At 73.2% G+C, this 24,794-nt stretch carries 19 protein-coding genes; 10 read left to right on the forward strand and 9 right to left on the reverse strand.

Annotated features, from left to right (window positions below):
- Nucleotides 1-8 precede the first annotated feature (8 nt).
- The 4 genes from ACFVGS_RS31550 to ACFVGS_RS31565 form a co-directional block, all read right to left on the reverse strand.
- Entirely contained in the window at nucleotides 9-881 is an 873-nt protein-coding gene (locus ACFVGS_RS31550) for a carbohydrate kinase family protein (RefSeq protein ID WP_384420005.1), read from the reverse strand.
- A gap of 104 nt (nucleotides 882-985) precedes the next feature.
- Entirely contained in the window at nucleotides 986-1,933 is a 948-nt protein-coding gene (locus tag ACFVGS_RS31555; protein ID WP_385695305.1) for a pseudouridine-5'-phosphate glycosidase, read from the reverse strand.
- Between the two features lie 101 nt (nucleotides 1,934-2,034).
- Nucleotides 2,035-3,021 (reverse strand): hypothetical protein, encoded by a 987-nt coding sequence (locus ACFVGS_RS31560; RefSeq protein WP_385695308.1) that lies wholly within the window; start codon nucleotides 3,019-3,021, stop codon nucleotides 2,035-2,037.
- A 226-nt stretch (nucleotides 3,022-3,247) separates the two neighbouring features.
- Nucleotides 3,248-4,129, reverse strand: coding sequence for a hypothetical protein (locus tag ACFVGS_RS31565; RefSeq protein ID WP_385695311.1), 882 nt, complete (start codon nucleotides 4,127-4,129; stop codon nucleotides 3,248-3,250).
- Nucleotides 4,130-4,601: 472 nt separating this feature from the next.
- Between ACFVGS_RS31565 and ACFVGS_RS31570 the strand changes: the two genes are divergently transcribed.
- The 4 genes from ACFVGS_RS31570 to ACFVGS_RS31585 all read left to right on the forward strand — a co-directional run bounded on the left by ACFVGS_RS31570 (nucleotide 4,602) and on the right by ACFVGS_RS31585 (nucleotide 8,967).
- A complete protein-coding gene (locus ACFVGS_RS31570) occupies nucleotides 4,602-4,958 on the forward strand; it encodes a cupin domain-containing protein (protein WP_384419910.1) in 357 nt (118 codons plus the stop codon).
- Nucleotides 4,959-5,273: 315 nt separating this feature from the next.
- A complete protein-coding gene (locus ACFVGS_RS31575; protein ID WP_385695314.1) occupies nucleotides 5,274-6,644 on the forward strand; it encodes a discoidin domain-containing protein in 1,371 nt (456 codons plus the stop codon).
- A complete protein-coding gene (locus ACFVGS_RS31580; protein WP_385695317.1) occupies nucleotides 6,644-7,981 on the forward strand; it encodes an MFS transporter in 1,338 nt (445 codons plus the stop codon). Before ACFVGS_RS31575 ends, ACFVGS_RS31580 begins: the two co-directional genes overlap by 1 nt.
- Complete coding sequence (locus ACFVGS_RS31585) at nucleotides 7,978-8,967, forward strand: hypothetical protein (RefSeq protein ID WP_385695320.1); 990 nt, start codon at nucleotides 7,978-7,980, stop codon at nucleotides 8,965-8,967. The genes ACFVGS_RS31580 and ACFVGS_RS31585 overlap by 4 nt, the downstream gene beginning before the upstream one ends.
- Before the next feature lie 16 nt (nucleotides 8,968-8,983).
- Here ACFVGS_RS31585 and ACFVGS_RS31590 read toward each other — a convergent pair whose 3' ends face one another.
- Nucleotides 8,984-10,258 (reverse strand): MFS transporter, encoded by a 1,275-nt coding sequence (locus tag ACFVGS_RS31590; RefSeq protein WP_384420002.1) that lies wholly within the window; start codon nucleotides 10,256-10,258, stop codon nucleotides 8,984-8,986.
- Nucleotides 10,259-10,509: 251 nt separating this feature from the next.
- Nucleotides 10,510-11,073 (reverse strand): methylated-DNA--[protein]-cysteine S-methyltransferase, encoded by a 564-nt coding sequence (locus ACFVGS_RS31595; protein ID WP_384419898.1) that lies wholly within the window; start codon nucleotides 11,071-11,073, stop codon nucleotides 10,510-10,512.
- A 155-nt stretch (nucleotides 11,074-11,228) separates the two neighbouring features.
- Between ACFVGS_RS31595 and ACFVGS_RS31600 the strand changes: the two genes are divergently transcribed.
- The 5 genes from ACFVGS_RS31600 (at nucleotide 11,229) to ACFVGS_RS31620 (ending at nucleotide 18,334) form a co-directional block, all read left to right on the forward strand.
- On the forward strand, nucleotides 11,229-12,137 hold the full coding sequence (locus tag ACFVGS_RS31600; protein WP_385695323.1) for an MHYT domain-containing protein: 909 nt from the start codon (nucleotides 11,229-11,231) through the stop codon (nucleotides 12,135-12,137).
- 82 nt (nucleotides 12,138-12,219) lie between these two features.
- Nucleotides 12,220-14,355, forward strand: coding sequence for an excinuclease ABC subunit UvrB (uvrB, locus tag ACFVGS_RS31605; RefSeq protein ID WP_384419893.1), 2,136 nt, complete (start codon nucleotides 12,220-12,222; stop codon nucleotides 14,353-14,355).
- Between the two features lie 164 nt (nucleotides 14,356-14,519).
- Nucleotides 14,520-15,098, forward strand: a complete 579-nt coding sequence (locus ACFVGS_RS31610; protein WP_384419890.1) for a TerD family protein — start codon at nucleotides 14,520-14,522, stop codon at nucleotides 15,096-15,098.
- 43 nt (nucleotides 15,099-15,141) lie between these two features.
- Entirely contained in the window at nucleotides 15,142-17,115 is a 1,974-nt protein-coding gene (locus tag ACFVGS_RS31615) for a TerD family protein (protein WP_385695327.1), read from the forward strand.
- Nucleotides 17,116-17,335: 220 nt separating this feature from the next.
- Complete coding sequence (locus ACFVGS_RS31620; protein ID WP_384419883.1) at nucleotides 17,336-18,334, forward strand: TerC/Alx family metal homeostasis membrane protein; 999 nt, start codon at nucleotides 17,336-17,338, stop codon at nucleotides 18,332-18,334.
- Nucleotides 18,335-18,467: 133 nt separating this feature from the next.
- Here ACFVGS_RS31620 and ACFVGS_RS31625 read toward each other — a convergent pair whose 3' ends face one another.
- The 3 genes from ACFVGS_RS31625 to ACFVGS_RS31635 all read right to left on the reverse strand — a co-directional run bounded on the left by ACFVGS_RS31625 (nucleotide 18,468) and on the right by ACFVGS_RS31635 (nucleotide 21,284).
- The gene (locus tag ACFVGS_RS31625; protein WP_385695330.1) at nucleotides 18,468-19,754 is read right to left on the reverse strand and encodes an MFS transporter; all 1,287 of its coding nucleotides are present in this window, start codon (nucleotides 19,752-19,754) and stop codon (nucleotides 18,468-18,470) included.
- A gap of 122 nt (nucleotides 19,755-19,876) precedes the next feature.
- On the reverse strand, nucleotides 19,877-20,533 hold the full coding sequence (locus ACFVGS_RS31630; protein WP_384423546.1) for an MBL fold metallo-hydrolase: 657 nt from the start codon (nucleotides 20,531-20,533) through the stop codon (nucleotides 19,877-19,879).
- 58 nt (nucleotides 20,534-20,591) lie between these two features.
- On the reverse strand, nucleotides 20,592-21,284 hold the full coding sequence (locus ACFVGS_RS31635) for a maleylpyruvate isomerase family mycothiol-dependent enzyme (protein ID WP_384423548.1): 693 nt from the start codon (nucleotides 21,282-21,284) through the stop codon (nucleotides 20,592-20,594).
- A 213-nt stretch (nucleotides 21,285-21,497) separates the two neighbouring features.
- Here ACFVGS_RS31635 and uvrA point away from each other — a divergent pair, with 213 nt between their 5' ends.
- The gene (gene uvrA, locus ACFVGS_RS31640) at nucleotides 21,498-24,500 is read left to right on the forward strand and encodes an excinuclease ABC subunit UvrA (protein WP_385695333.1); all 3,003 of its coding nucleotides are present in this window, start codon (nucleotides 21,498-21,500) and stop codon (nucleotides 24,498-24,500) included.
- Nucleotides 24,501-24,794: the final 294 nt, after the last annotated feature.

Below are 24,794 nucleotides of genomic sequence, written 5' to 3' on the forward strand. Positions count from 1 at the left end.
TGGCGGAGTCAGGGCCGCCCGCCCACCGACGTCACCGCCAGCGCCCCCGCGCGGCAGCCCGCCTCCGCCGCGCGGGCGGGGCACGCGCCGGTGAGCCGGGCCGCCAGGAAGGCGCCGGTGAAGGCGTCGCCCGCGCCGGTGGTGTCGACCGGGTCGGCGGCCGGGGCAGGGACGCGCCCGGTCACCCTCCCGTCGGCGGCGAGTACGGCGCCTCCGGCGCCCAGGGTCACCGCGACCAGCGGGAAGCGTCGGCTCAGCGCCGCCGCGGCCGCGGCCGGGTCCCGGTCACCGGTCAGGAGACGGGCCTCGTCCGCGTTGGGCAGCAGGCACTCGGCACCGGCCGCCGCGGCGAGGAACGCCTCGGCGCCGAGCTCCGCGAGGAAGCCCGCCGAGGCCGGGTCGACGCTCACCGGCACACCCGCCGCGCCCGCGTCCCGCAGCACCCGTCGGGCCGTCTCGCGGCTCCGTTCGGCGAAGAAGAGGTAGCCGGAGAGATGGACCCGAGCGACACCGTCGAGCAGGGACGGCGACCAGTCGCCGGGCGAGAGCCGCAGCGCCGCGCCGCTGTCCGTCAGGAACGTACGCTCCGCGTCCGCGCCGACCAGGGCGATCACGGTCGCGGTCGGCGCCTCCTGGTCCGGGACGAGCAGCGGCCGTACGCCCGCGCGGCGCAGCTCCAGGTCGTGCCAGACGGCGGAGTCGGTGCCGACCCGGGCGAGGAGGCGCGCCTCCCGGCAGCCCGAACGGACCGCCCAGCAGGCCACGTTCGCCCCGGCGCCGCCGGGCAGGGTGCGGATCTCGGCCGCGGTGTCGGTCGCGGGCGCGAGCGGCGTACGGTGCCGGGCGACCACGTCGGTGACGACGTCACCGACGACCAGCAGCGCACCGGGGCCGGGGCGGGGCGTGGGGTCGGGGGCAGAACCGGGCTCCGTGCCTGCACCGGGCCCTGTGCCCGAACAGGGGCCGGGCCCTTGCCGGGGACCGGTCACGGCTGCCTGGTTCCGCGCTCGTCGCGGAGTTCCTCCCGCTGTCTGTCGTAGGCGGCGGCGATCCGGGCCGCGAGCCACACATTGCCCCGTACCGCCGCCAGGTTGGCCTCCAGGGACGCTCCTTCCGTGTGCACCGTCAGGTACTCCAGCAGGAACGGGGTCACCGCCTGCCCCGTGATCCCCTTCTCCCGCACCGCCGCGAGACCGGCTGCGAGGACCCGGTCGTGCAGGGCCGGATCGAGCTGCTGCTCGGGCGGTACGGGATTGCCGACGACCAGTGCCGCACACGGCCCGCCCAGCTCGTCCCTGGCTCGCATCACCCGCGCCACGCCCTGCGGTGTCCGCACGGTCCAGTCGACGCGTTCGCCGGAGGACGAGAGGTAGAAGCCGGGGAAGGTCTCCGTGCCGTAGCCGACGACGGTCACCCCGAGGGTCTCCAGGCGCTGGAGGGTCGCCGGCACGTCGAGGATCGACTTCACGCCCGCGCAGACGACGGTGATGCCGACCTCGGCGAGCAGTCGCAGGTCCGCCGACTCGTCCTGGGTCTCGGCCCACTCCCGGTGGACCCCGCCGAGACCGCCCGTCGCGAAGACCCGTATGCCGGCGGAGTCGGCGAGCCAGGCCGTCGCCGAGACGGTCGTCGCGCCCGACGCCCCGACGGCGAGCGCCGGGGCCAGGTCGCGGTGGCCGAGCTTGCGGACCGAGGTGTCCTCGGCGATCCGGGTGAGGGCGGCCTCGTCCAGGCCGATCCGGGCGACGCCGTCGAGCACCGCGATCGTCGCGGGAACCGCCCCGCCGTCCCGGACCAGGGCCTCCAGCTCTCTCGCCACGGCCAGGTTGCGCGGGCGCGGCAGGCCGTGGGCGATGATCGTCGACTCCAGCGCGACGACGGGGCGCCCCTCGTGGAGCGCCTCCCGTACCTCTTCGGACACCTGTGTGGACATGCTGGATCTCTGGCGCACCCGCATGCCTCGCAAACCTCGGCGGCGTACATCAGCCACAGCCACAGCCACAACCTCTGAACCCGCAGTAGCGTCCGCGGTCGTCAGCCGCAGCGCGGCAGCGCGGGCAGCCGGGTCGGGTCCACGACCTGGATCACCGCTCGCGCGCCCGCGGTCTTGGCGTTGCCGACGCTGTACGCGAGGACCAGTGCGTTCCCGTCGGCCGCCGCGTAACCGTACGGGGGAGTGATCCGTGTGTACGAGCCGGGGACGGGGTCCAGGGCGTACGAGGTCTCCGGCGTGCGCCAGGTGACGAGCCGGCCGGCGATCCGCAGCTGGTCCATGCCGTCCGCCGCGGGCGAGGTGGTCACGGCGGGCCAGGGCGGCCGGGTATCGGCCGTGCGCCACACCATCAGCCGTGGCTCGGTCTCGCCCTCGACCCATGCCCAGGTGCGGCCGTCGGAGACGAGCGAGCGGATGTCGCGCAGCGCGGCCACCGGCGCGGGCAGCGCGGCCGGGCGCCCGTCGCGCAGCGAGAGGGCCGCCGGCCGGGTGTGGCCGCCCTCGGCCTCCCGCCACACCAGCAGTCCGCCCGCGGTGAAGGGGGTGTCCAGGACTCCCGTGTGCCACGCGCGCGCGTGCCCACCGCCCGCCGGGGCGGCGAAGATCGCGGCCTTCCCGGCGCCGGTGCCCTGGGCCCACACCACGGTGCCGTCGTGGACGACCGGGCGGGGGAGCGGGCCCGGTCGGTCGGCGCGGGCGAGGCGCCGGGTCGTACCGGTGGCCGCGTCCCACACGTACAGGCTCCACGGGCTGTCCAGGGTCCTGCCTTCGAGAACGGCGAACGCGGCCCACCGGCGCCCGTCGAAGTCGGCCGCGAGCAGCTGGTGTCCGACCGGGTCGGCGAACCGCAGCAGCGTCCGAGGAGACGTTTCCCCCGCGCGTACGAGGACGGCTCGCCGGCCGTCGCCGCCGGTGAGCTGGAGCGCCGTCCAGCCCGGACCGGCGTCCGCGAGGGCCGCGCGCTCCCCGCCCGGCGGCCGGTACTCGCCCGCGGCGAACGCCGTGCCCCAGGCCGCCGGCGGCGGCACCTCGCAGGCGGGGGCGCGAGGGGCGCGCGCGGTCGGCGGTGGGGTGGTGGGTCGCGCGGCCGGCCGGCCGGGGCCGGTCCCTCCTGAAGAGCATCCCGGGAGCAGGGCCACCGTCAGGGCGACGCCGACCAGCCCGCGCGCCAAGGCACCGGTCGAGACGCGCGCCGGGGCACCCTTCAGGTCACGTGCCGATGCGCCCGCCTGGACGGACACCGGAAGCGGCTGCCTACCAGACGTAGCCACGGCCGCCCATGATGGTGGTGATGGTGTCGGACGAGATGTGCGCGGACTTGGGTACGGGACCGGCCCAGGAGATGACGCTGGTGCTCACACCGCCGACCGGGTCGAGGTAGTTGACCTGGCCGGCAGCCGTGTCCGTGTTGTAGCCGTCGATCGAGACCCAGTGGAAGATCTCGATGTTGGGGTGACCCACGAGGTGCGGACCGCCGGGCACCTCCCAGGCGTTGCCCGCGATGGCGTAGTCGTTGTCGGTGTTGTGGGTGATGTGCTGCCTGAAGTTCGCCTTGTCGGTGGCGGTCGGGGTGTAGGGCAGTGCCTTCGGGACGTAACCGGCGCCGGGAAGGCGGTAGTTGAGCGCGTCCGCCATCGGATAGCCGGTGGGGTTCGACACGTTGATGTTGATGCCGTACCAGGCGGTGCCGCTCGTGTTCGTCTTGAGAAGGGTCGCCGCGTCCTGCTGCGAGCGCCCGCCGACCTCGTCGTGGGCGGACTGGGTGATCACCAGGGTGGCGGGGCCGCACCAGTAGGAGGTCTGCTGGGACTGGTGGATGCCGCCGGAGAGCTTGTATCCGGCGAGGATGCCCGTCGTGCCGAAGGTACGGGCCCGCTCGTACGATCTCTCCGCCTCGGCCTGCTTGGCGGCGGCGAGCGCCCGCTGGGCGGGCGTCAGGCGCTGCGGGCCGAGCGTGTCGTGCGCGGCCTTGTACGAGGCGCCGGGCGCGGGCTCCGCGGCCGGTGCGGCGGAGGCCCCGAAGTATCCGGAGGCCGGGGAGGTCGCGGAGCTCGCGGAGGCGGTGGGGGCGGTCATGGCGGCGGTCAGCAGGGCCGCGGCGCCGAGGACGGCGGCGCGAACGCGGGTGGGGGGCATCGCACTCTCCTGTTCGGGGAGGGGAGATGAGGGAGATGGGGAGGGTGAGGCAGGAGGTGGTGAGGAGGGGGGAGACGGGTCCGGGGGGGCGGGCCCGGTACACGGGCTCGGGGGGAGTGTGGCGCCGTCGTGGCCCGGCTGTCAGGGGGCGCGGCGCAATCTCCGGTACCAACATTGGGCCCACCAAAGACGCTTGCGCCGACCAGCGATGACGGTGGTGGGCGACAGTCGTTCGAGAGGCGGTTTTCATGGCCCGGGCGCTACGGAATCGGTGCTCCGGCGGACGTGCCCGCGCCGGCGGCGCGCCGATGGCGCAGCGCTCCGGCCGGATGCGCCTCCTGCGGATTCCGTGACACCGCGCCTGCGGATTCCGTACCGGTGAAGTGGCTGGTCGGAGCGGGAAACGGAGGGGAGTCCTCCATCGGGTACCAGGCCCGGACCGGACCCTCGGGCCCCGCTACAGTCACCGCCCATGACGACTCACGCGCAGCCTTCCTTCGCCGTCCACATCCCCGACGCGGAGCTCGAGCCCGAGCCGCTCGACCCCGGCCAGATCCTCTCCGGCACGCCGGAGGTGACCGGCAAGGTCCTGTGGGAGTCGGTCGACGGCAAGCAGATCCGCGGCATCTGGCAGATCACGCCGGGCGTGGTCACCGACACCGAGGCGAACGAGCTGTTCGTCGTCGTGAGCGGCCGGGCCACGGTGCAGGTCGAGGGCGGCGAGACCCTGGAGATCGGCCCCGGTGACGCGTGCGTGCTCCGCGAGGGCGACCGCACCGTCTGGACCGTGCACGAGACCCTGCGCAAGGCGTACCACATCAGCCTCTGACGCCCCGCGCGTGGGCGGCGCCGCCCACGCCCTCCGCCCCCAGCCGCGCCGCGCGGGCGCGTCCCAACTCCGCCCCCGTCCAACCCCGTTCCCAGGTCTGGTAGGAAACCTTCCTGTCCGATACTCTCGCCGCGGCGGCTTGGCGCGGCGACCGCCCCGGGTGTCCGGGTGCGGGCGTGACGCGCTCAGCGAGAGCTCTGACCCGGCCGCCGTGCACCGCCGCACGCCCCGTGGCGCCCCCCGCCACGCGGGCCGGGCCGCGATGTCCGCACCGGTGTCCAGCTCTCGCCGTCCCCAGGCCAGGGAGTCCCAGGTATGCGCCTGAACGCCTCCGCCCCACCTCGCCGCACCACCCCGTCCCTCCTCGTCGCCACGCTCGCCGCCGTACTGCTCCTCGTCGGCGGCCTGCTGGTCCTCGCGCCCGACCGGGCGGCCGCAGCCGACCCGCTGCTCTCCCGTGGCAAGCCCGCCACCTCGTCCTCCGTCGAGGACACCGGCTTCGAACCCGCCAGGGCCTTCGACGGCGACCCGGCCACCCGCTGGGCCAGCGCCGAGGGCTCCGATCCCCAGTGGCTCCGCGTCGACCTCGGCACCACGGCCTCCGTCTCACGCGTCCGCCTCAACTGGGAGGTGGCCTACGCCAAGGCCTACCGCGTCGAGATCTCCGCCGACGGCACCATCTGGACCGCCCTCGCCACCGAGACGGCGGGCAACGGCGGCACCGACGACTGGACCGGGCTCAGCGGCAAGGGACGCCACGTCCGCGTCTACGGCACCGCCCGCGGCACCCCGTACGGCTACTCCCTCTACGAAGTGGAGGTGTACGGAACGCCCGACGGCACCACCCCGCCCACCACCCCGCCGCCCACGACCCCGCCCACCACCGGCGCCTTCACGGTCGTCGCGGCGGGCGACATCGCCGCGCAGTGCACCGCCTCCAGCAGCTCCTGCGCCCACCCCAAGACCGCCGCCCAGGCCCAGCGGATCAACCCGGCGTTCTACCTGACGATGGGTGACAACCAGTACGACGACGCCCGGCTGTCCGACTACCGCAACTACTACGACAAGACCTGGGGCGCCTTCAAGGCGAAGACCCGCCCAGTGCCCGGCAACCACGAGACCTACGACCCGGCGGGCCCGCTCGCCGGCTACAAGTCGTACTTCGGCGCGATCGCCTACCCCCAGGGCAAGCCCTACTACAGCTACGACCACGGCAACTGGCACTTCGTCGCCCTCGACTCCAACTCCTTCGACGACCCCGCCCAGATCCAGTGGCTCAAGGACGACCTCGCCCGCACCACCAAGGGCTGCGTCGCCGCCTACTTCCACCACCCGCTGTACTCCTCCGGCGGCCACGGCAACGACCCCGTCTCCGAGCCCGTCTGGCGGATCCTCTACGCCGCCAAGGCCGACCTCGTCCTCAACGGACACGACCACCACTACGAGCGCTTCGCCCCCCAGGACCCGGACGGCCGGGCCACCCCCGACGGCATCGTCGAGATCGTCGGAGGCATGGGAGGCGCCGAGCCGTACCCGATCGAGACGGTCCAGCCCAACAGCCAGAAGCGGATCAGCGGTCCGTACGGGGTGCTGAAGCTGGACTTCACCGACACCACCTACACCTGGCAGTACGTCGGCACCGACGGCCAGGTCAAGGACACCGGCCCGACCTACAGCTGCCACTGATGTACCTCGCGACCACCGGTCGCCGGGACGTGCCGCCCGCCCCCACCGGGGCGCGGCGGCGCGTCTCCGCCACCGTCCTCGCCCTCGGCACGGTCAGCCTCGTCACCGACGTCTCCTCCGAGATGGTGACCGCCGTCCTGCCGCTCTACCTGGTCCTCGGCCTCGGCCTCACCCCGCTCCAGTTCGGCTTCCTCGACGGGCTCTTCACCGGCGCCACCGCCCTCGTACGGCTCGTCGGCGGTCACGCCGCCGACCGCGGCGGCCGGCACAAGCGCGTCGCCGGCATCGGCTACGCCCTCTCCGCCTGCTCCCGCCTCGGCCTGCTGCTCGCGGGCGGCGCGACCGGCCTGATCGCCGCCGCGCTCGCCGCCGACCGGCTGGGCAAGGGCATCCGCACCGCGCCGCGCGACGCCCTCATCACGCTCGACAGCCCGCCCGACGGCCTCGGCCGCGCCTTCGGCGTGCACCGCGCCATGGACACCACCGGCGCCCTGCTCGGCCCGCTCGCCGCCTTCGCGATCCTGTGGGCCACCGCCGACGCGTACGACGCCGTGTTCGTCGTCAGCTTCTGCACCGGGCTGCTCGGCGTGCTGCTGCTCGTCGTGCTCGTCCCCGGCGGACGGCGGCGCACCGCCGTGAGCGCGCCCCACGGTGTCCGCGACCTCGCGGCCCGCGCCCCGCTCCGGCTGCCCGCCGTGCGCCGGGTCGTGCTCGCCGCCGCGCTGCTCGGCGCGGCCACCGTCGGCGACGGGTTCCTCTACCTGCTGCTCCAGCGGCGGACCGAACTCGCGACCACCTGGTTCCCGTTCCTGCCGCTCGGCGCATCGGCCGCCTATCTGCTGCTCGCCGTACCGGCCGGGCGGCTCGCCGACCGGGCCGGCCGCAGACGCCCCTTCCTGTACGGGCACGGGGCCCTGCTCCTCGCCCTCGGCCTGCTCCTGGCCCCGTTGCCCGGCCCGCTGCTCCTGGTGGGTGTGCCGCTGCTGCTCGGCGTCTTCTACGCCGCCACCGACGGCGTCCTGATGGCGCTCACCGGACCGCTGCTGCCGGCCGCGCGCCGGGCGAGCGGACTGGCCCTCGTCCAGACCGCCCAGGCCCTCGCCAAGGTGGCCGCGGCGGCCGGCTTCGGGGCCGCCTGGACGCTGTGGGGGCCGCGCACCGCCCTCGTCCTGGCACTCGGCGGCCTCACGCTCGCCCTGTGCTGCGCGGCGCGGCTGCTGCCGCCCGAGCGGCTGGAGGGGCCGGACCGCCGGCCGGAGCCGCAAGCGCGCCAGGAGCCGCGAGCGCGCCGCGAGCCGTCGCCGTCCGGCTCGCTCGACCGGAAGGAGACGTCATGACCCGGCACCGCAGCCTGTGGGCGCTCGTTCTCGGCTTCCTGCTCCTCGCCGGCGGGGCCGGCGCGTACACCTGGCACGCCGCCGCCGGCCGTCAGGCGAGTGCCGCCGAGGCGGGGGCCGACGCGGGGGCCGACGCGGGCTTCACCCTCGACGACGGCTCCCCGGGCGCGCTCTGGTTCCGCGACACCGCGAGCGGGCGCGTCGCCCGCCTGGACGCCTCCGCGCCCGGGGGCCGGGTGGCGCTCGGGCCGCGGTGCGACCGCTTCCACGCCGCCGGTGACACCGCGCTCTGCCTGCAGTTGCGCCCCGGTGTGCCGGCCCGCTCGTACGTCCTCGTGCTCGACCGGCGGCTGCGCGAGCAGCGGCGCATGAGCCTCCCCGGCATCCCCAACCGTGCCCGGGTGTCCGCCTCCGGCCGGGTGCTCGCCTGGACCACCTTCGCGTCCGGCGACTCCTACGCCACCTCCGCCTTCTCCACCCGCACCTCGATCCTCGACCTGCGCACCGGCTACCTGATCAAGAACATCGAGCAGATCCCGCTCACCCTCGACGGGCGCCGCCACCACGCGCCCGACGTCAACTACTGGGGCGTCACCTTCGCCCGCGACGACAACCGCTTCTACGCCACCGTCGGCACCGGCGGACGCACGTACCTCGTCGAGGGCGACCTGGGCAACTGGTCGGCGCGCGCGCTGAAGGAGAACGTCGAGTGCCCCTCGCTGTCCCCGGACGGCACCCGCATCGCCTACAAGAAGAAGGTGTCCGGCGATCCGCGCGCACCATGGCGGCTGTTCGTCCTCGACCTGGCCACGCTCCGCGAGCACCCCTTGGCCGAGTCGCGCTCCGTCGACGACCAGGCGTCCTGGACCGGCCCGGGCACCATCGCGTACGCCCACGAGGGCGCGGTGTGGAGCGTGCCCGCCGACGGCACCGGTTCGCCGCGCCGGGTGGCGGTTGGGGCGACGTCCCCGGTCGTGCCGCGATGAACGCCGGTCGGACGGTTCAGGCCCGTCGGAACGCGCTGCGCAGCACCAGCAGCGTCATCGGCAGCAGCAGGCAGGCGCCGACCGCGTTCAGCCAGCCGTATCCCGCCTGGGAGACGATCAGACCGGCGGCGAGACCGCCGAGACCGGCCGAGGTGTTCATGATGAAGTCGGAGAGCCCCTGGACGGCGGCCCTGGCCGCCTGCGGGACGGAGTCGGTCAGCAGCGCCGAGCCCGAGACCAGGCCGGCCGACCACCCGAGCCCGAGCACGAACAGCCCGAGCGCCACCTGTCCATGACCCGCCCCGGCCGTGCCCGCGAGCAGCGCCGCCGTGGCGATCAGCGCGACCGCCAGGCCGATCACCGAGAGCCGCCCTATCCGGTCGGACAGCCAGCCCATCGCGGGAGAGAACGCGTACATGCCGGCGATGTGACCGCTGATCACCAGGCCGATCAGCCGGATGTCGGCGCCGTGATGGCTGAGCGCGACCGGCGTCATCGACATGATCGACACCATCGCGGTGTGCGAGCCGGCCACGGTCACCAGCGCGAGCCGGGCCCGTGAGGACGCCCGTACGGCGCGCAGCCCGGCCTTCAGGGAGCGGCCGTCGGCGCCCTCGGCCTCCTCGGGGCCCGCGAGCGCCCGGGCGGTCAGCAGCGGGTCGGGGCGCAGCAGCAGCGCCACCATGACGGCGGCGACGACGAAGACGCCGGCCGCCCACACGAAGGGCCCGGCCGCGGCGGGGATGCCGAGGCCGGACACGCTCCGGCCGGCCGGGGCGGCGACGTTGGGTCCGAGGACGGCGCCGATGGTGGTGGCCCACACCACGGTGGAGATGGCCCGGGCCCTCCGGTCGGGCTCGGCGAGGTCCGCCGCGGCGAACCGGGCGGCCAGGTTGGCCGAGGAGCCCGCGCCGAAGCCCACGAGCCCCGCCAGGAGCAGCGGGAAGCTGCCGACGACGGCGCCGAGCACCACGACTCCCGCGCCGAGCGCCCCGACCAGGTACGCGAGGACCAGCCCGGCGCGCCGCCCGCGGCGGGCCATCAGCGAGGCGAGCGGCATCGCGAGCAGCGCGGGCCCCGAGACCGTGGCGGTCGACGCGAGACCCGACAGCGCCTCCGTACCGCTGACGTCCTTGGCGAGCACGGCGGCGAGCGCGACACCGATGGCGATGCCGAGCCCGCCGAGGATCTGGGTGGCGATCAGCACCGCCCGTATCCTGCGCCGGACGGCGGGGAGCCGGGCAGGGGATATCGCGGCGGAGGTGGCGGATAGCCCGGATATCCCGGATATCGCGGGGGAGGCCGCGGAGGAGGCCGGTGGGGCGGGTGAGCGCACTGCGTCAGGAGCGTCCGAGCTGTTGGTCACTTACGCATAGTGCCAGCCGTCCCACGCGGGGGGAACGCCCCGACCACCGCCGCCACTCCGTGACCGCCGCAACCGGCTCAGCCGACCACCGAGCGCCGCCACCAGCTCAGCCGACGGTCGACAGCCGGCGGCCGGCGGGCACGAACCCCGACCTCGCCCCGTGCAGCAGCCGTCGCTCAGAACAGCGGCTCCGGCAGCACGCCCTCCAGGGCCAGCAGCCGGCGCTTGGTCTCCACGCTGCCGCCGAAGCCGCCGATCCCGCCGTCGCTCTCCACCACCCGGTGGCACGGCACCACCAGCGGCAGCGGATTGGCGCCCATCGCCGACCCGACGGCCTGCGCGGCCGTCGGCTGGCCCACCCGGCGGGCCAGCTCGCCGTACCCCACCACCGTCCCGTACGGGACGGAGTCCGCGAGCTCCCGCAGCACCTGGCGGTTGAATCCGGTCACCAGCGACCAGTCCAGCTTGACGTCGAAGCTCCGCAGCTCCCCGTCGAAGTAGGCCGCGAGCTGCCGTATCGGCTCGGCGAGCCGACCGGATCCGTCCGCGACGAGCTCCGCGCGGAGCACTCCGGCCAGCCGCTCCAGGGCCCGCTCGCGGACCCGGCCGTCGGCGTGGAACGTCACGTTCACCAACCCGCGGTCGGTCGCGGCGAGCAGCAGGGGACCGATGGCACTGGGCAGCACGGCCCATTCCACCCGCCCGGTGACGCGGTCCGTCCGCGCCTTCTCGTGTTCCATGCGGCCCACCGTACGACCCGGCACCGACAGCGGTCCGCCCAATTCGCGGACCCCGTGGCCGGAGGGCCGTGGTGGACGCCATAATCCGGTAGCACTACTCAGCGGTACCGACTGTTTTCGGACGACGTTGCACCACGGGTGGAGGACGGACGCTCATGCAGGGCACGGTCGACGGATTCAGCTACGGACTTGTCACGCCGGTGGCGGCCTTCCTCATGGCCTGCCTCGGCGGCGCCCTGGGTCTGCGCTGCACCACCAGATCGCTGCGGCACCGCGACACCTTCAAGGCCGGCTGGCTCGCGCTGGGGGCCACCTCGATAGGCACCGGCATCTGGACGATGCACTTCGTCGCCATGATGGGCTTCTCGGTCCGGCAGGCCCCGATCAGCTACGACCGGCCCATCACCTTCGCCAGCCTCGGTGTCGCCATCCTCATGGTGGGCATCGGCATCTTCATCGTCGGCTACCGCGGCGCGACCGCCCTCACCCTGGTCACCGGCGGCACCATCACCGGGCTCGGCGTCGCCACCATGCACTACCTGGGCATGGCCGGCATGCGGCTGCACGGGCAGATCACCTACGACACCCTGACCGTCGCCCTGTCCGTGGTCATCGCCGTCGTGGCCGCCACCGCCTCCCTGTGGGCCGCCGTCTCCGTGCACGGCTTCCTGGCCAGCCTCGGCGCGAGCCTCGTCATGGGGCTCGCCGTCAGCGGCATGCACTACACCGCCATGGCGGCCGTCGACGTCAACCTGCACGGGACCCCGGAGCCCGGCACCGGGGACACCGCCACCTCGCTGCTGCTGCCGATGCTGATCGGCCCCGCCGTCTTCCTGCTGCTCGCCGCCGTCGTGGTCATGTTCGACCCGCTGCTCGTCATGGGCGAGCCGGACTGGCAGCGGCCCACCGCCCGCGGCGGCTACCGCCACGGCGCGCCCGGCGTGCCCGCGCCGCGCCGCGCCCCCGCCTACGGGGAGCCCGCGAACTGGTCCTCCGCGCGCCCCGCCGCACGCTCCGGCCGCCGGGGCGTCCAGCGCGGCACGTACCGCTCCCAGGACTGGTAGCGGCGGACCGGCGGCGGCCCCGACCGGCCCGCCGCCGGGCCGATCGCCCCCGGCTGTCAGTGCCGGGTCGTACGGTGGTTGCATGCGGCCCGTTTCCAAGATCGAACGTACGGTGGCGCCCTTCGAGGTCGTCAGCCCCTACCAGCCCAGCGGCGACCAGCCCGCGGCCATCGCCGAGCTCGAGCGGCGCATCGGCGCGGGCGAGAAGGACGTCGTGCTGCTCGGCGCCACCGGCACCGGCAAGTCGGCGACCACCGCCTGGATGATCGAGAAGCTCCAGCGCCCCACGCTGGTGATGGCGCCGAACAAGACGCTGGCCGCCCAGCTGGCGAACGAGTTCCGCGAGCTCCTGCCGAACAACGCGGTCGAGTACTTCGTCTCGTACTACGACTACTACCAGCCCGAGGCGTACGTCCCGCAGTCCGACACCTACATCGAGAAGGACTCCTCCATCAACGAGGAGGTCGAGCGGCTGCGCCACTCCGCGACCAACTCGCTGCTGACCCGCCGCGACGTCGTCGTGGTCGCCTCCGTCTCCTGCATCTACGGCCTCGGCACCCCGCAGGAGTACGTGGACCGCATGGTCTCCCTCAAGGTCGGCGACGAGATCGACCGCGACCAGCTGCTGCGCCGCTTCGTCGACATCCAGTACACCCGCAACGACCTGGCGTTCAGCCGCGGCACCTTCCGGGTCCGCGGCGACACCATCGAGATCTTCCCGGTGTACGAGGAGCTCGCCGTCCGCATCGAGATGTTCGGCGACGAGATCGAGGCGCTGTCCACGCTCCACCCGCTCACCGGCGAGGTCATCAGCGACGACCAGCAGCTGTACGTGTTCCCCGCCAGCCACTACGTCGCGGGCCCCGAGCGCATGGAGCGGGCGGTCAACGACATCGAGCGCGAGCTGGAGCAGCGGCTGAAGGAGCTGGAGAAGCAGGGCAAGCTCCTGGAGGCACAGCGGCTGCGCATGCGCACCACCTACGACATCGAGATGATGCGCCAGATCGGCTCCTGCTCCGGCATCGAGAACTACTCGATGCACTTCGACGGCCGTCAGCCCGGTTCCCCGCCCAACACCCTCCTCGACTACTTCCCCGAGGACTTCCTGCTCGTCATCGACGAGTCGCACGTCACCGTCCCGCAGATCGGTGCCATGTACGAGGGCGACGCCTCCCGCAAGCGCACGCTCGTCGACCACGGCTTCCGGCTGCCCTCGGCGCTCGACAACCGCCCGCTGAAGTGGGAGGAGTTCCAGGAGCGGATCGGCCAGACCGTCTATCTGTCCGCCACGCCCGGCACCTACGAGCTCTCCCGCTCCGACGGCTTCGTCGAGCAGATCATCCGCCCCACCGGCCTCGTCGACCCCGAGGTCGTCGTCAAGCCCACCGAGGGCCAGATCGACGACCTGGTGCACGAGATCCGGCTGCGCACCGAGCGCGACGAGCGGGTCCTGGTCACCACCCTCACCAAGAAGATGGCCGAGGACCTCACGGACTACTTCCTGGAGCTGGGCATCCAGGTCCGCTACCTGCACAGCGACGTCGACACCCTGCGCCGCATCGAGCTGCTGCGCGAGCTCCGCTCCGGCGAGTACGACGTGCTGGTCGGCATCAACCTGCTCCGTGAGGGCCTCGACCTGCCCGAGGTCTCCCTGGTCGCCATCCTCGACGCCGACAAGCAGGGCTTCCTGCGCTCCGGCACCTCGCTCATCCAGACCATCGGCCGCGCCGCCCGTAACGTCTCCGGCCAGGTCCACATGTACGCCGACACGGTCACTCCGGCGATGGCCCAGGCCATCGACGAGACCAACCGGCGCCGCGAGAAGCAGATCGCGTACAACAAGGCCAACGGGATCGACCCGCAGCCGCTCCGCAAGAAGATCAACGACATCGTGGCCACCATCGCCCGCGAGGAGATCGACACCGAGGAGCTGCTCGGCACCGGCTACCGCAAGGGCGGGAAGGACGGCAAGGGCGCCAAGGCCCCGGTGCCGTCGCTCGCCGCCCACGCGCCGAAGGGCAAGGGCGCCAAGGCCGGCTCGACGGTCGAGCTCGGCGACCGTCCGGCGACCGAACTGGCCGGGATCATCGAGGAGATGACCGACCGGATGAGGGCCGCCGCCGCCGAGCTGCAGTTCGAGGTCGCCGCCCGGCTCCGCGACGAGGTGTCGGAGCTCAAGAAGGAGCTGCGCCAGATGAAGGAGGCCGGACTGGCCTGACGGCCTGCCGGCGGCGCCGTCCGTCTCCCGGCGGCCGCCGTCTGCCGGCGAAGTCCCGGAAGCGGCCCTGTGTGTTGCAAGACCGACACAAAAACGGGCCGCTCCGGGCACGTTGTCAGTGCCCCTGCGTAAGGTGCTGCTCACACCGATGAGAGGGGCAGCGCGTGACGGTCAACATGACCAAGGGGCAGGCCATCAGCCTGGAGAAGCAGGGCGGAGGCAGTCTCACGTCCGTGCGCATGGGACTGGGCTGGCAGGCGGCGCCCCGCCGCGGCCTGTTCGGCTCGCGCACGCGCGAGATCGACCTGGACGCCTCCGCCGTCCTCTTCGCCGACAAGCAGCCGGTGGACGTGGTGTTCTTCCGTCACCTGGTGAGCGACGACGGCTCCGTCCGCCACACCGGCGACAACCTGGTGGGCGGTGTCGGCCAGGGCGGCGACGACGAGGCGATCCTGGTGGACCTCCAGCGGGTCCCCGTCCACATCGACTCGATCGTCTTCACGGTGAACTCGTTCACCGGCCAGACCTTCCAGGAGGTGCAGAACGCGTTCTGCCGCCTCGTGGACGAGACCAACGGCCAGGAGCTCGCCCGCTACACGCTCAACGGCGGCGGCGCGTACACCGCCCAGATCATGGCCAAGGTGCACCGGGCCGGTTCCGGCTGGCAGATGACCGCCCTGGGCAACCCGGCCAACGGCCGCACCTTCCAGGACCTGATGCCGGCCATCTTCCCGGTCCTGTAACCCGGCGCCGCAGCGCCCACGTTCGTACGGAGAGACGGAGCAGATGACCGCCGAGCTGGTCCGGGGGCAGAACCGCCCCCTGCCCCACACCCGCCTGGAGATCCGGGTCTCGGCCGGTCATCCGGTCCTCGCCGCGGCCACCCTCGGCGACGAGGAGGGCCGCATCGCGGGCCCCGAGGCCCTCGCCCACCCCGGGTCCGCCGCACTCCCCGGGATCGAGGTGCCCCGCCAGGCCGCCACCGCCCACCGGCTCGCGGTCGACCTGGAGGCGGTACGGGACACCGTCCACCGGGTTTCCGTGCTCCTCGCCCTGCCCGTCGGCGCGGGCGGCCCCACGCGCTTCGGCGCCTCGGCCGCACCCGTCGTCACGGTGACGGGACCCGACGGCACCGCCGTCGCCGGCTACACGATCACCGGTCTCGACCGGGAGTCCGCGCTCGTCGCCCTGGAGCTCTACCGCCGCCAGGGCGCCTGGAAGGTGCGGGCCGTCGGCCAGGGCTACGAGGGCGGGCTCGCCGCGCTCCTCGCCGACCAGGGTCTCGACCGCTCCGCGGAACTCGCCGGTGCCGTGCTCGACGCCGTCGCCCAGGGACTGGCCCGCTCGGTCGCGGCCCCGCCGCCGCGCGTCCCGGACGCCGACCGGGTCCCCGAGGGCGAGCGCGCCCACCAGGCCGCCCAGAGCGCGGCGCAGCCCCCCCACCAGACTCCCGCACAGCCTCCCGCCCAGCCGGCGGTCCCGCCGCCTCCGCCCGCCGCCGGCCCCATCGACTACACCCACCCGAGCCGCCGCCCGGCGCCCTCGGCCGCCCCGCAGCCCGCCGCCGGCTCCCCGCAGGCCCCCGGGCCGCAGCCGGCCTCCGCACCCGCCGGCTTCCCGGCCCCGGTCGCCGGCGACGCCGCCGGCTGGTCCATGGACGAGCGGCTCTACAACCAGGTGTGGGGCATGTTCGAGGACCTGGCGCGCGCCACCGCCGCGTACCGCAGCGCCTGCCGCTTCGCGGAGGACCGGCTCGACCAGGAGCTCGACCGGGTCCTGTCGGACCCGCGCAGCCGGATCGGCGGCGCGGGGGACACCGCCAGGGCGGCCGCCAAGGCCAAGCACGACGAGCTCACCGCCCGCGCCCAGGAGGCCCTGGACCGCGACCTCGCCCAGCTCGTGGCCGAGTCCGAGGTGGTCGAGCCCGCGCTGCCCGCCGCCTACGCCCGCTGGGACAGCCCCGTCTGGCAGGCCTACCGGGTGCCCATGGAGGCGCCGATGGCCGTCCGCCTGGGCGACCTCCACCTCCCCGAGCGCACCGGCCTGCGCATCCCGTTCCTGGCCCGCCTGCCGCTCGCCCGCGGCCTCTGGGTGGACTCGGGCCGCGGCCAGTCGGCGGCGGCCGGGCTGCTCGACGAGGCCGAGCTGCGCCGGCTCGCCCTCGACAGCGCCGTCGCCCACGTGGCGCGGCTGCTCGCCGTGCACCCGGCGGGATCCTTCCGCGTCCGGGTGATCGACGCGGCGGGCGCGGGCGCTGCCGCCTTCGCCCCGCTCGTCGAGTCCGGCGTGCTCGCGGGCCCGCCGGCCGCCGGCGCGGCCGGGGTCTCGGCCGTCCTCACCCAGCTCACCGAGCGGGTCGACCTGCTGCAGATGGCGGCGCGGGCCGGCGCCTCCGAGGAGCTGCCGCCCGGCCTGGACACCGCCGAGGAGCTGCTCGTCGTGCACGACTTCCCGCACGGCTTCGACGACCGGGCGGTCAACCAGCTGCGCTACCTGGCCGACGAGGGCCCGGCCGTGGGGACCCAGCTGCTGCTGGTCGCGGACCGGGCGGACGCGGCGGCGTACGGGCCGGTGCTCGACCCGCTGTGGCGCTCCCTCATGCGGCTCACCCCGGTCCCCGACGACCACCTCGCCGACCCCTGGGTGGGCCACGCCTGGACGTACGAGCCGCCGGCCTTCCCGGCCGGGAGCGCGGTGCTGCGGCAGGTGCTCGCCCAGCTGGCCGACGCCCGTGGGCAATGGGGGCCGGACAGTCACTGACCAGCGCTTTTGGGTCCGCTTTACCCTTCTCTTTACCTTCCCTTGGTTCTTCGGGTAATCTTCTCGGAGCGGAGGGGAGTACTCCCCAGTGCGCGGCGTACCCGTCAATACGGACAGGTCGGACACCTGATCCCGGGGCGCCGGCCCGGTTCGTCCCGGGTGGAAGAGACCTCCGGCAAACGACGAGGCTGTCTCGGCAGCCGTACGAGCCGGAGGCGCAGTGGACGTTTCTGTGACCCTGTGGGTGCTGACCATTCTCGGTCTGAGCGCCCTGATCGCGGTCGACTTCTTCATCGGGCGCAAGCCCCATGACGTGTCGGTCAAGGAAGCCGGAATCTGGACGGTCGTCTGGATCGTCCTCGCGGCGCTGTTCGGCATCGGCCTGATGGTCTTCGGCAACAGCCAGGCATCGGGCGAGTTCTTCGCCGGCTTCATCACCGAGAAGTCGCTCAGCGTCGACAACCTCTTCGTCTTCGTCCTGATCATGGCGAAGTTCTCGGTGCCCTCCCACCTCCAGCAGCGCGTGCTGCTCATCGGCGTGCTGATCGCCCTGGTCCTGCGTGCGATCTTCATCGCCGCCGGCGCCGCGATCATCGCGAGCTTCTCCTGGGTCTTCTACCTGTTCGGCGCGTTCCTCATCTACACCGCCTGGAAGCTCATCCAGGAGGCGCGCTCCGACGAGGAGGAGGACGAGTTCGAGGAGAACCGTCTCCTCAAGTCCATCGAGAAGAAGTTCGGCGTCGCCGACCGCTACCACGGCACCAAGCTCTTCATCCGGAACAACGGCAAGCGGGTGCTGACCCCGCTGATGGTCGTCATGCTCGCGATCGGCACCACCGACGTGCTGTTCGCCCTCGACTCCATCCCGGCGATCTTCGGCCTCACCCAGGACCCGTACATCGTCTTCACCGCCAACGCCTTCGCCCTCATGGGTCTGCGGCAGCTGTACTTCCTCATCGGCGGCCTGCTGAAGAAGCTGGTCCACCTCAGCTACGGCCTGTCGGTGATCCTCGGCTTCATCGGCGTGAAGCTGGTGCTGCACGCCCTGCACGAGTCCGGGGTGCACGTCCCCGAGATCTCCATCCCGTTCTCGCTCGCCGTCATCTGCGGTGTCCTGGTCGTCACCACGATCACGAGCCTGATCGCCTCGAAGAAGCAGGCGCAGCGCGAGGCCGCCGAGGCGGCCGAGGGGCCGGAGCGGGAGAGCGTCGAGGCCTGAGCCTCGTCGCCGGCCCGTGCAGCCGGTGACGGCGGCGCTGCCCCCCCATCAGGTGGGGGGCAGGCCGTCCGTCACCGGCGTCGCGGTGACCGGTCACGGTCGTCAGATAGCCGGAGCCGCGAGCGGAAGGCGGCTATGCGGGCGCGCGCTCCGGCTCCGGCACCGCCGCGCGCGCCGGCAGCGTCTCGGGGAGCAGCGCGAAGCAGCCCAGGCTCACCAGGGCCACCACCGTCAGATAGGCCGCGACGCCCCACGGCGGACCCGAGCCGCCGTCCGAGACCGCCGTCGCCACGATCGGGGTGAGCGCCCCGCCCAGCACGCCCGCCAGGTTGTAGCCGACGGCCGCGCCCGTACAGCGCACCCGCGGCTCGTACAGCTCGGGCAGGTACGCGGCCACCACGGCGAACATCGTGATGAAGGCGAGCAGCGAGCCGAGGAAACCGAGGAACATCAGCAGTGGGCGCGCGGTGTGCAGCAGCGCCACCATCGGGAACATCCACAGCGCCGAGGCCGCGCAGCCCGCCAGGCACAGCGTCCGGCGCCCGTAGCGGTCGCCCAGCATCGCGAAGAAGGGCGTCGCCGCGCCCTTGACCGCCACCGCCGCCATCACACACGTCAGCATCACCGTGCTGGACACCCCGAGGCGCTCGGTGCCGTAGGCCAGCGCCCAGGTCGAGACCGTGTAGAAGACGGCGTAACCGACGGCCAGCGCGCCCGCCGTGAGCAGCACCAGGCGCCAGTGGCCGCGCACCACCTCGGACAGCGGCGCGGTCGCCCGGCGGCCCTCGGCCGCCAGCTCCTCGAACTGCGGGGTCTCCGCGAGCGAGGAGCGCAGCGCGAGCCCCGCGGCGGCGAGCAGCCCCGCGGCCCAGAACGGCACCCGCCAGCCCCAGGAGCGGAAGTCCGCGTCGCTCAGCCCGGCGGTCAGCGCCAGCATCACCCCGTTCGCCAGCAGGAAGCCGACCGCGGGGCCGATCTGCGGGAAGCTCGCCCACAGGCCCCGCCGCCGCGCCGGCGCGTGCTCGGCGGTCAGCAGCACCGCCCCGCCCCACTCGCCGCCGAGGCCGAGGCCCTGCAGGAAGCGCAGCACCAGCAGCAGCACGGGAGCGGCGACACCGATCGACTCGTAGGTCGGGACACAGCCGACCGCGACCGTCGCGCAGCCGGTCAGCAGCAGCGAGGCGAACAGGACCGGGCGCCGCCCGTGGCGGTCGCCGACGTGACCGAAGACGATCGAGCCGAGCGGCCGGGACAGGAAGCCGATGGCGAAGGTGCCGAAGGCGGCGAGGGTGCCGGCGACGGGCGAGAAGGTCGGGAAGAACAGCGGGCCGAGGACGAGCGCGGCGGCCGTCCCGTAGACGAAGAAGTCGAAGAACTCGATGGCGGTGCCGACGAGCGAGGCGGCGGCGAGCCTCGCCATCGACGGAGGGTGACTGTGCTGCTGGTGCTCGTGCTGGTGCATGTCGCGCCAACTACCCGCGCGCCGCCCCGGTTACGGGGGCGCGCGGAGGTGACCCGCGGGTCACCGCCCGCGCACGGCACTCACCAGCCGCGCTCGCGCCACTCCGCGAGGTGCGGACGCTCGTCACCGAGCGTGGTGTCCCTGCCGTGGCCCGGGTAGACCCAGGTCTCGTCCGGGAGCACGTCGAAGAGCTTGGTCTGCACGTCGTGGATCAGGCTCGCGAAGGCCTCCGGGTCCTTCCACGTGTTGCCGACGCCGCCCGGGAACAGGCAGTCGCCGGTGAAGACGTGCGGGTGGCCGTGCGGGTCGTCGTAGATCAGGGCGATCGAGCCCGGGGTGTGGCCCACCAGGTGCCGGGCGGTGAGCTCGACCCGGCCCACCCGGACCGTGTCGCCGTCGTCCAGCAGCTCGTCGGTCCCCACGGGGATGCCCTCCGCGTCGTACGCGCCCGCGTACGTACGGGCGCCGGTGGCCGCGACGACCTCGGCGAGGGCCTGCCAGTGGTCGCCGTGCCGGTGGGTGGTGACGACGCCCGCGATGCCGTCGTCGCCGATCAGCGTGAGCAGGGTGCCGGCCTCGGCGGCCGCGTCGATCAGCAGCTGCTCGCCGGTCGCCCGGCAGCGCAGCAGATACGCGTTGTTGTCCATCGGGCCGACCGCGACCTTCGAGATCATCAACTCGCTCAGCTCGTGCACGTCCGCAGGACCGCCGACCTTCACCACTCCGCTGTACGTCATGGCCTCAGCCTAGCCCCGGCCACCGACGGGCGGGCGGTGACCGGGGCGGCAACTGCTGCTACAGCGGCGGGAGCTCGGGGAGCGGGCCGCCCTCGGTGGTCAGGCGCGCGCCCTTGTCGCCGCGCCCGGCCAGCCAGGCCAGGAGCTCGTCGAGCGGGCCGGTGACGGTGACCGGGGTCCCGTCGGCGCCGCCGGTCGTGCCGCGCCCGGTGCCGTCCGGGGTGCGCAGGGTCACCGGCGGCACCTCGGGGCGGCCGGACCAGCGGTCGGCGAGGAAGTCGATCTCCCGGAGCAGGAACTCCTCGGGCAGGTCGCCGAGCCCGTAGCCCGCGCCCAGGTCCACGTGGTGCAGGGCCACCTCCACCCAGCGGCGGAAGGGCACCCTGGCGGCCCGGTCGGTGACGCCGTTGCGCAGCTCCACCGTGCGCTCCCAGTCGGCGGGCTCGCCGCAGACCTTCTCGAAGCGTTCGGCGGAGGCCCGCAGGTCGGCGAGCTGGGCGTCGAGCGGCCGGCCGGCGTCCCGCTCGATGTCGGCGTCGCGGGTCTCGGCGTCCTTGTACATCGGCAGGCCCTGGAGGACGTTCACGAGGGCGTCGGCGTTGCGGGAGAGGTGGGCCAGGACGTGGCCGCGGGTCCAGCCGGGGAGCAGTGACGGTTCGGCGAGTGCCGCGTTGTCCCAGGAGGAGACGGTCTCGATGAGCCGGTCGGTCGCCTCGCGCACGGAGGCGATGTCACGCACATGGTCGATCATGGCGCCGACCCTAGGGGGTTTCGGGCCTCCGCGGCCAGGCCCGCACCGGCCGGACCTGCGGCGGAGCACCGACGCCGCCACTCGTTCGGGTGAAGAGGGTGACTGCCCTGCGGAAATCGAATGTGCGTGCTATAAGCTCGATGGAAGCATCCGGCATCCTTGGTTGTTGGGTGTTCAGGCACATCCGCTCTCTCAAGAAAGGTGCGGACCGGCGTGGCCGACCGTCTCATCGTCCGTGGCGCTCGCGAGCACAACCTCAAGAACGTCTCGCTCGACCTCCCGCGTGACTCCCTCATCGTCTTCACCGGGCTCTCGGGGTCGGGCAAGTCCTCCCTCGCGTTCGACACGATCTTCGCCGAGGGGCAGCGCCGGTACGTCGAGTCGCTCTCCTCCTACGCCCGGCAGTTCCTCGGCCAGATGGACAAGCCGGACGTCGACTTCATCGAGGGTCTGTCCCCGGCCGTCTCCATCGACCAGAAGTCGACCTCGCGCAACCCGCGCTCGACGGTCGGCACCATCACCGAGGTCTACGACTACCTCCGGCTGCTCTTCGCCCGCATCGGCAAGCCGCACTGTCCCGAGTGCCGCAGGCCGATCTCCCGCCAGTCGCCGCAGGCCATCGTCGACAAGGTCCTGGAGCTGCCCGAGGGCAGCCGCTTCCAGGTGCTCTCGCCGCTGGTGCGCGAGCGCAAGGGCGAGTTCGTCGACCTCTTCGCCGACCTCCAGACCAAGGGCTACAGCCGCGCCCGGGTCGACGGGCAGACGATCCAGCTCAGCGAGCCGCCGACCCTGAAGAAGCAGGAGAAGCACACCATCGAGGTGGTCGTCGACCGCCTCACCGTGAAGGACAGCGCCAAGCGGCGGCTCACCGACTCCGTGGAGACCGCGCTCGGCCTCTCCGGCGGCATGGTCGTGCTCGACTTCGTCGACCTCCCCGAGGACGACCCCGAGCGCGAGCGGATGTACTCGGAGCACCTCTACTGCCCGTACGACGACCTGTCCTTCGAGGAGCTGGAGCCGCGCTCCTTCTCCTTCAACTCTCCCTTCGGCGCCTGCCCGGACTGCACCGGCATCGGCACCCGCATGGAGGTCGACCCGGAGCTCGTCGTCCCCGACGAGGAGCGGTCGCTCGACGAGGGCGCCATCCACCCCTGGTCCCACGGCCACACCAAGGAGTACTTCGGCCGGCTGATCGGCGGCCTCTCCCAGGCCCTCGGCTTCCGTACGGACATCCCGTACGCGGGCCTGCCGCAGCGGGCCAAGAAGGCCCTCATGTACGGCCACAAGACCCAGGTCGAGGTCCGCTACCGCAACCGGTACGGCCGCGAGCGCTCCTACACCACGCCCGCCTTCGAGGGCGCCGTGTCGTTCGTGAAGCGGCGGCACAGCGAGGCCGAGAGCGACTCCAGCCGTGAGCGCTTCGAGGGCTACATGCGCGAGGTGCCCTGCCCCACCTGCGAGGGCACGCGGCTGAAGCCGATCGTGCTCGCGGTCACCGTGATGGACAAGTCCATCGCCGAGGTCTCCGCGATGTCGATCAGCGACTGCGCCGAGTTCCTCGGCCGGCTCACCCTCAGCGCCCGCGACAAGAAGATCGCCGAGCGGGTCCTCAAGGAGGTCAACGAGCGACTGCGCTTCCTCGTCGACGTCGGCCTCGACTACCTCTCGCTCAACCGGGCCGCGGGCACGCTGTCCGGCGGCGAGGCCCAGCGCATCCGGCTCGCCACCCAGATCGGCTCCGGCCTGGTGGGCGTCCTGTACGTGCTCGACGAGCCGTCCATCGGTCTCCACCAGCGCGACAACCACCGGCTCATCGAGACCCTGGTCCGGCTCCGCGACATGGGCAACACGCTCATCGTCGTCGAGCACGACGAGGACACCATCAAGGTGGCCGACTGGGTCGTGGACATCGGCCCGGGCGCCGGCGAGCACGGCGGCAAGGTCGTCCACTCCGGCCCCTTGAAGGAGCTCCTGGCCAACGAGGAGTCGATGACCGGGCAGTACCTGTCCGGCCGCAGGGCGATCACCATGCCGGACATCCGGCGCCCCGTGGACCCCTCGCGCCGGCTCACCGTGCACGGTGCCCGGGAGAACAACCTGCGGGACATCGACGTCTCCTTCCCGCTGGGCGTCCTCACGGCCGTCACCGGCGTCTCGGGTTCCGGAAAGTCGACCCTGGTCAACGACATCCTCTACACCCACCTGGCGCGCGAGCTGAACGGCGCCAAGTCGGTGCCCGGACGGCACACGCGCGTGGACGGCGACGACCTCGTCGACAAGGTCGTGCACGTCGACCAGTCGCCCATCGGCCGCACCCCGCGCTCGAACCCGGCGACCTACACCGGCGTCTTCGACCACGTCCGCAAGCTCTTCGCGGAGACGATGGAGGCGAAGGTCCGCGGCTACCTGCCCGGCCGCTTCTCCTTCAACGTCAAGGGCGGCCGCTGCGAGAACTGCTCCGGCGACGGCACCATCAAGATCGAGATGAACTTCCTCCCGGACGTCTACGTGCCGTGCGAGGTCTGCCACGGCGCCCGCTACAACCGGGAGACCCTGGAGGTCCACTACAAGGGCAAGTCCATCGCCGAGGTCCTGGACATGCCGATCGAGGAGGCCCTGGGCTTCTTCGAGGCGGTCCCGACGATCTCCCGCCACCTGCGCACCCTCACCGAGGTCGGTCTGGGCTACGTCCGCCTCGGCCAGTCCGCGCCGACCCTCTCCGGCGGCGAGGCCCAGCGCGTCAAGCTCGCCTCCGAGCTCCAGAAGCGTTCCACGGGCCGCACGGTCTACGTCCTGGACGAGCCGACCACGGGCCTCCACTTCGAGGACATCTCGAAGCTGATCAAGGTCCTCTCCGGCCTGGTCGACAAGGGCAACTCGGTGATCGTCATCGAGCACAACCTGGACGTCATCAAGACCGCGGACTGGATCATCGACATGGGTCCCGAGGGCGGCAGCGGCGGCGGCATCGTCGTCGCCGAGGGCACGCCCGAGGAGGTCGCCTCCGTCCCGGCCAGCCACACCGGCAAGTTCCTCCGCGAGATCCTGGGCGCCGACCGCATCAGCGACGCGCCGACCAAGGTCCCGGCGGCGCGGAGCGCCAAGAAGGCCGCCCCGGCGAAGAAGGCGGCGGCCACCAAGACCGCCGCGGCGAAGAAGGCCGCCCCGGCGAAGACCGCCGCCAAGAAGGCGACGGCCCGCACCCGCAAGGCCTGAGGCCGCCGACACCGCCCCACGAGGGGGCCGCCCCTGCCGGAACCGGCCAGGGCGGCCCCCTCGGACGTTCGCGCGCTCCGGACCAGCCCGGACCAGCCCGGACCAGCCGGGACCAGTCCGGACCCGCCCGGACCAGCCGGGACCAGCCGGGACCGCCCGAACCAGTCCGGACCCGCCTGGACCGGTCCGGACCGCCCGGACCCGCCTGGACCGGTCCGGACCGGTCCGGACCGCCCGGACCACCTGGACTGGTCCCGGCCGGCCCGGACCAGGGTGGGCCAGCCAGGACCGCCC

The organism is Streptomyces sp. NPDC127114 (assembly GCF_042677525.1).
Taxonomy (GTDB): domain Bacteria; phylum Actinomycetota; class Actinomycetes; order Streptomycetales; family Streptomycetaceae; genus Streptomyces.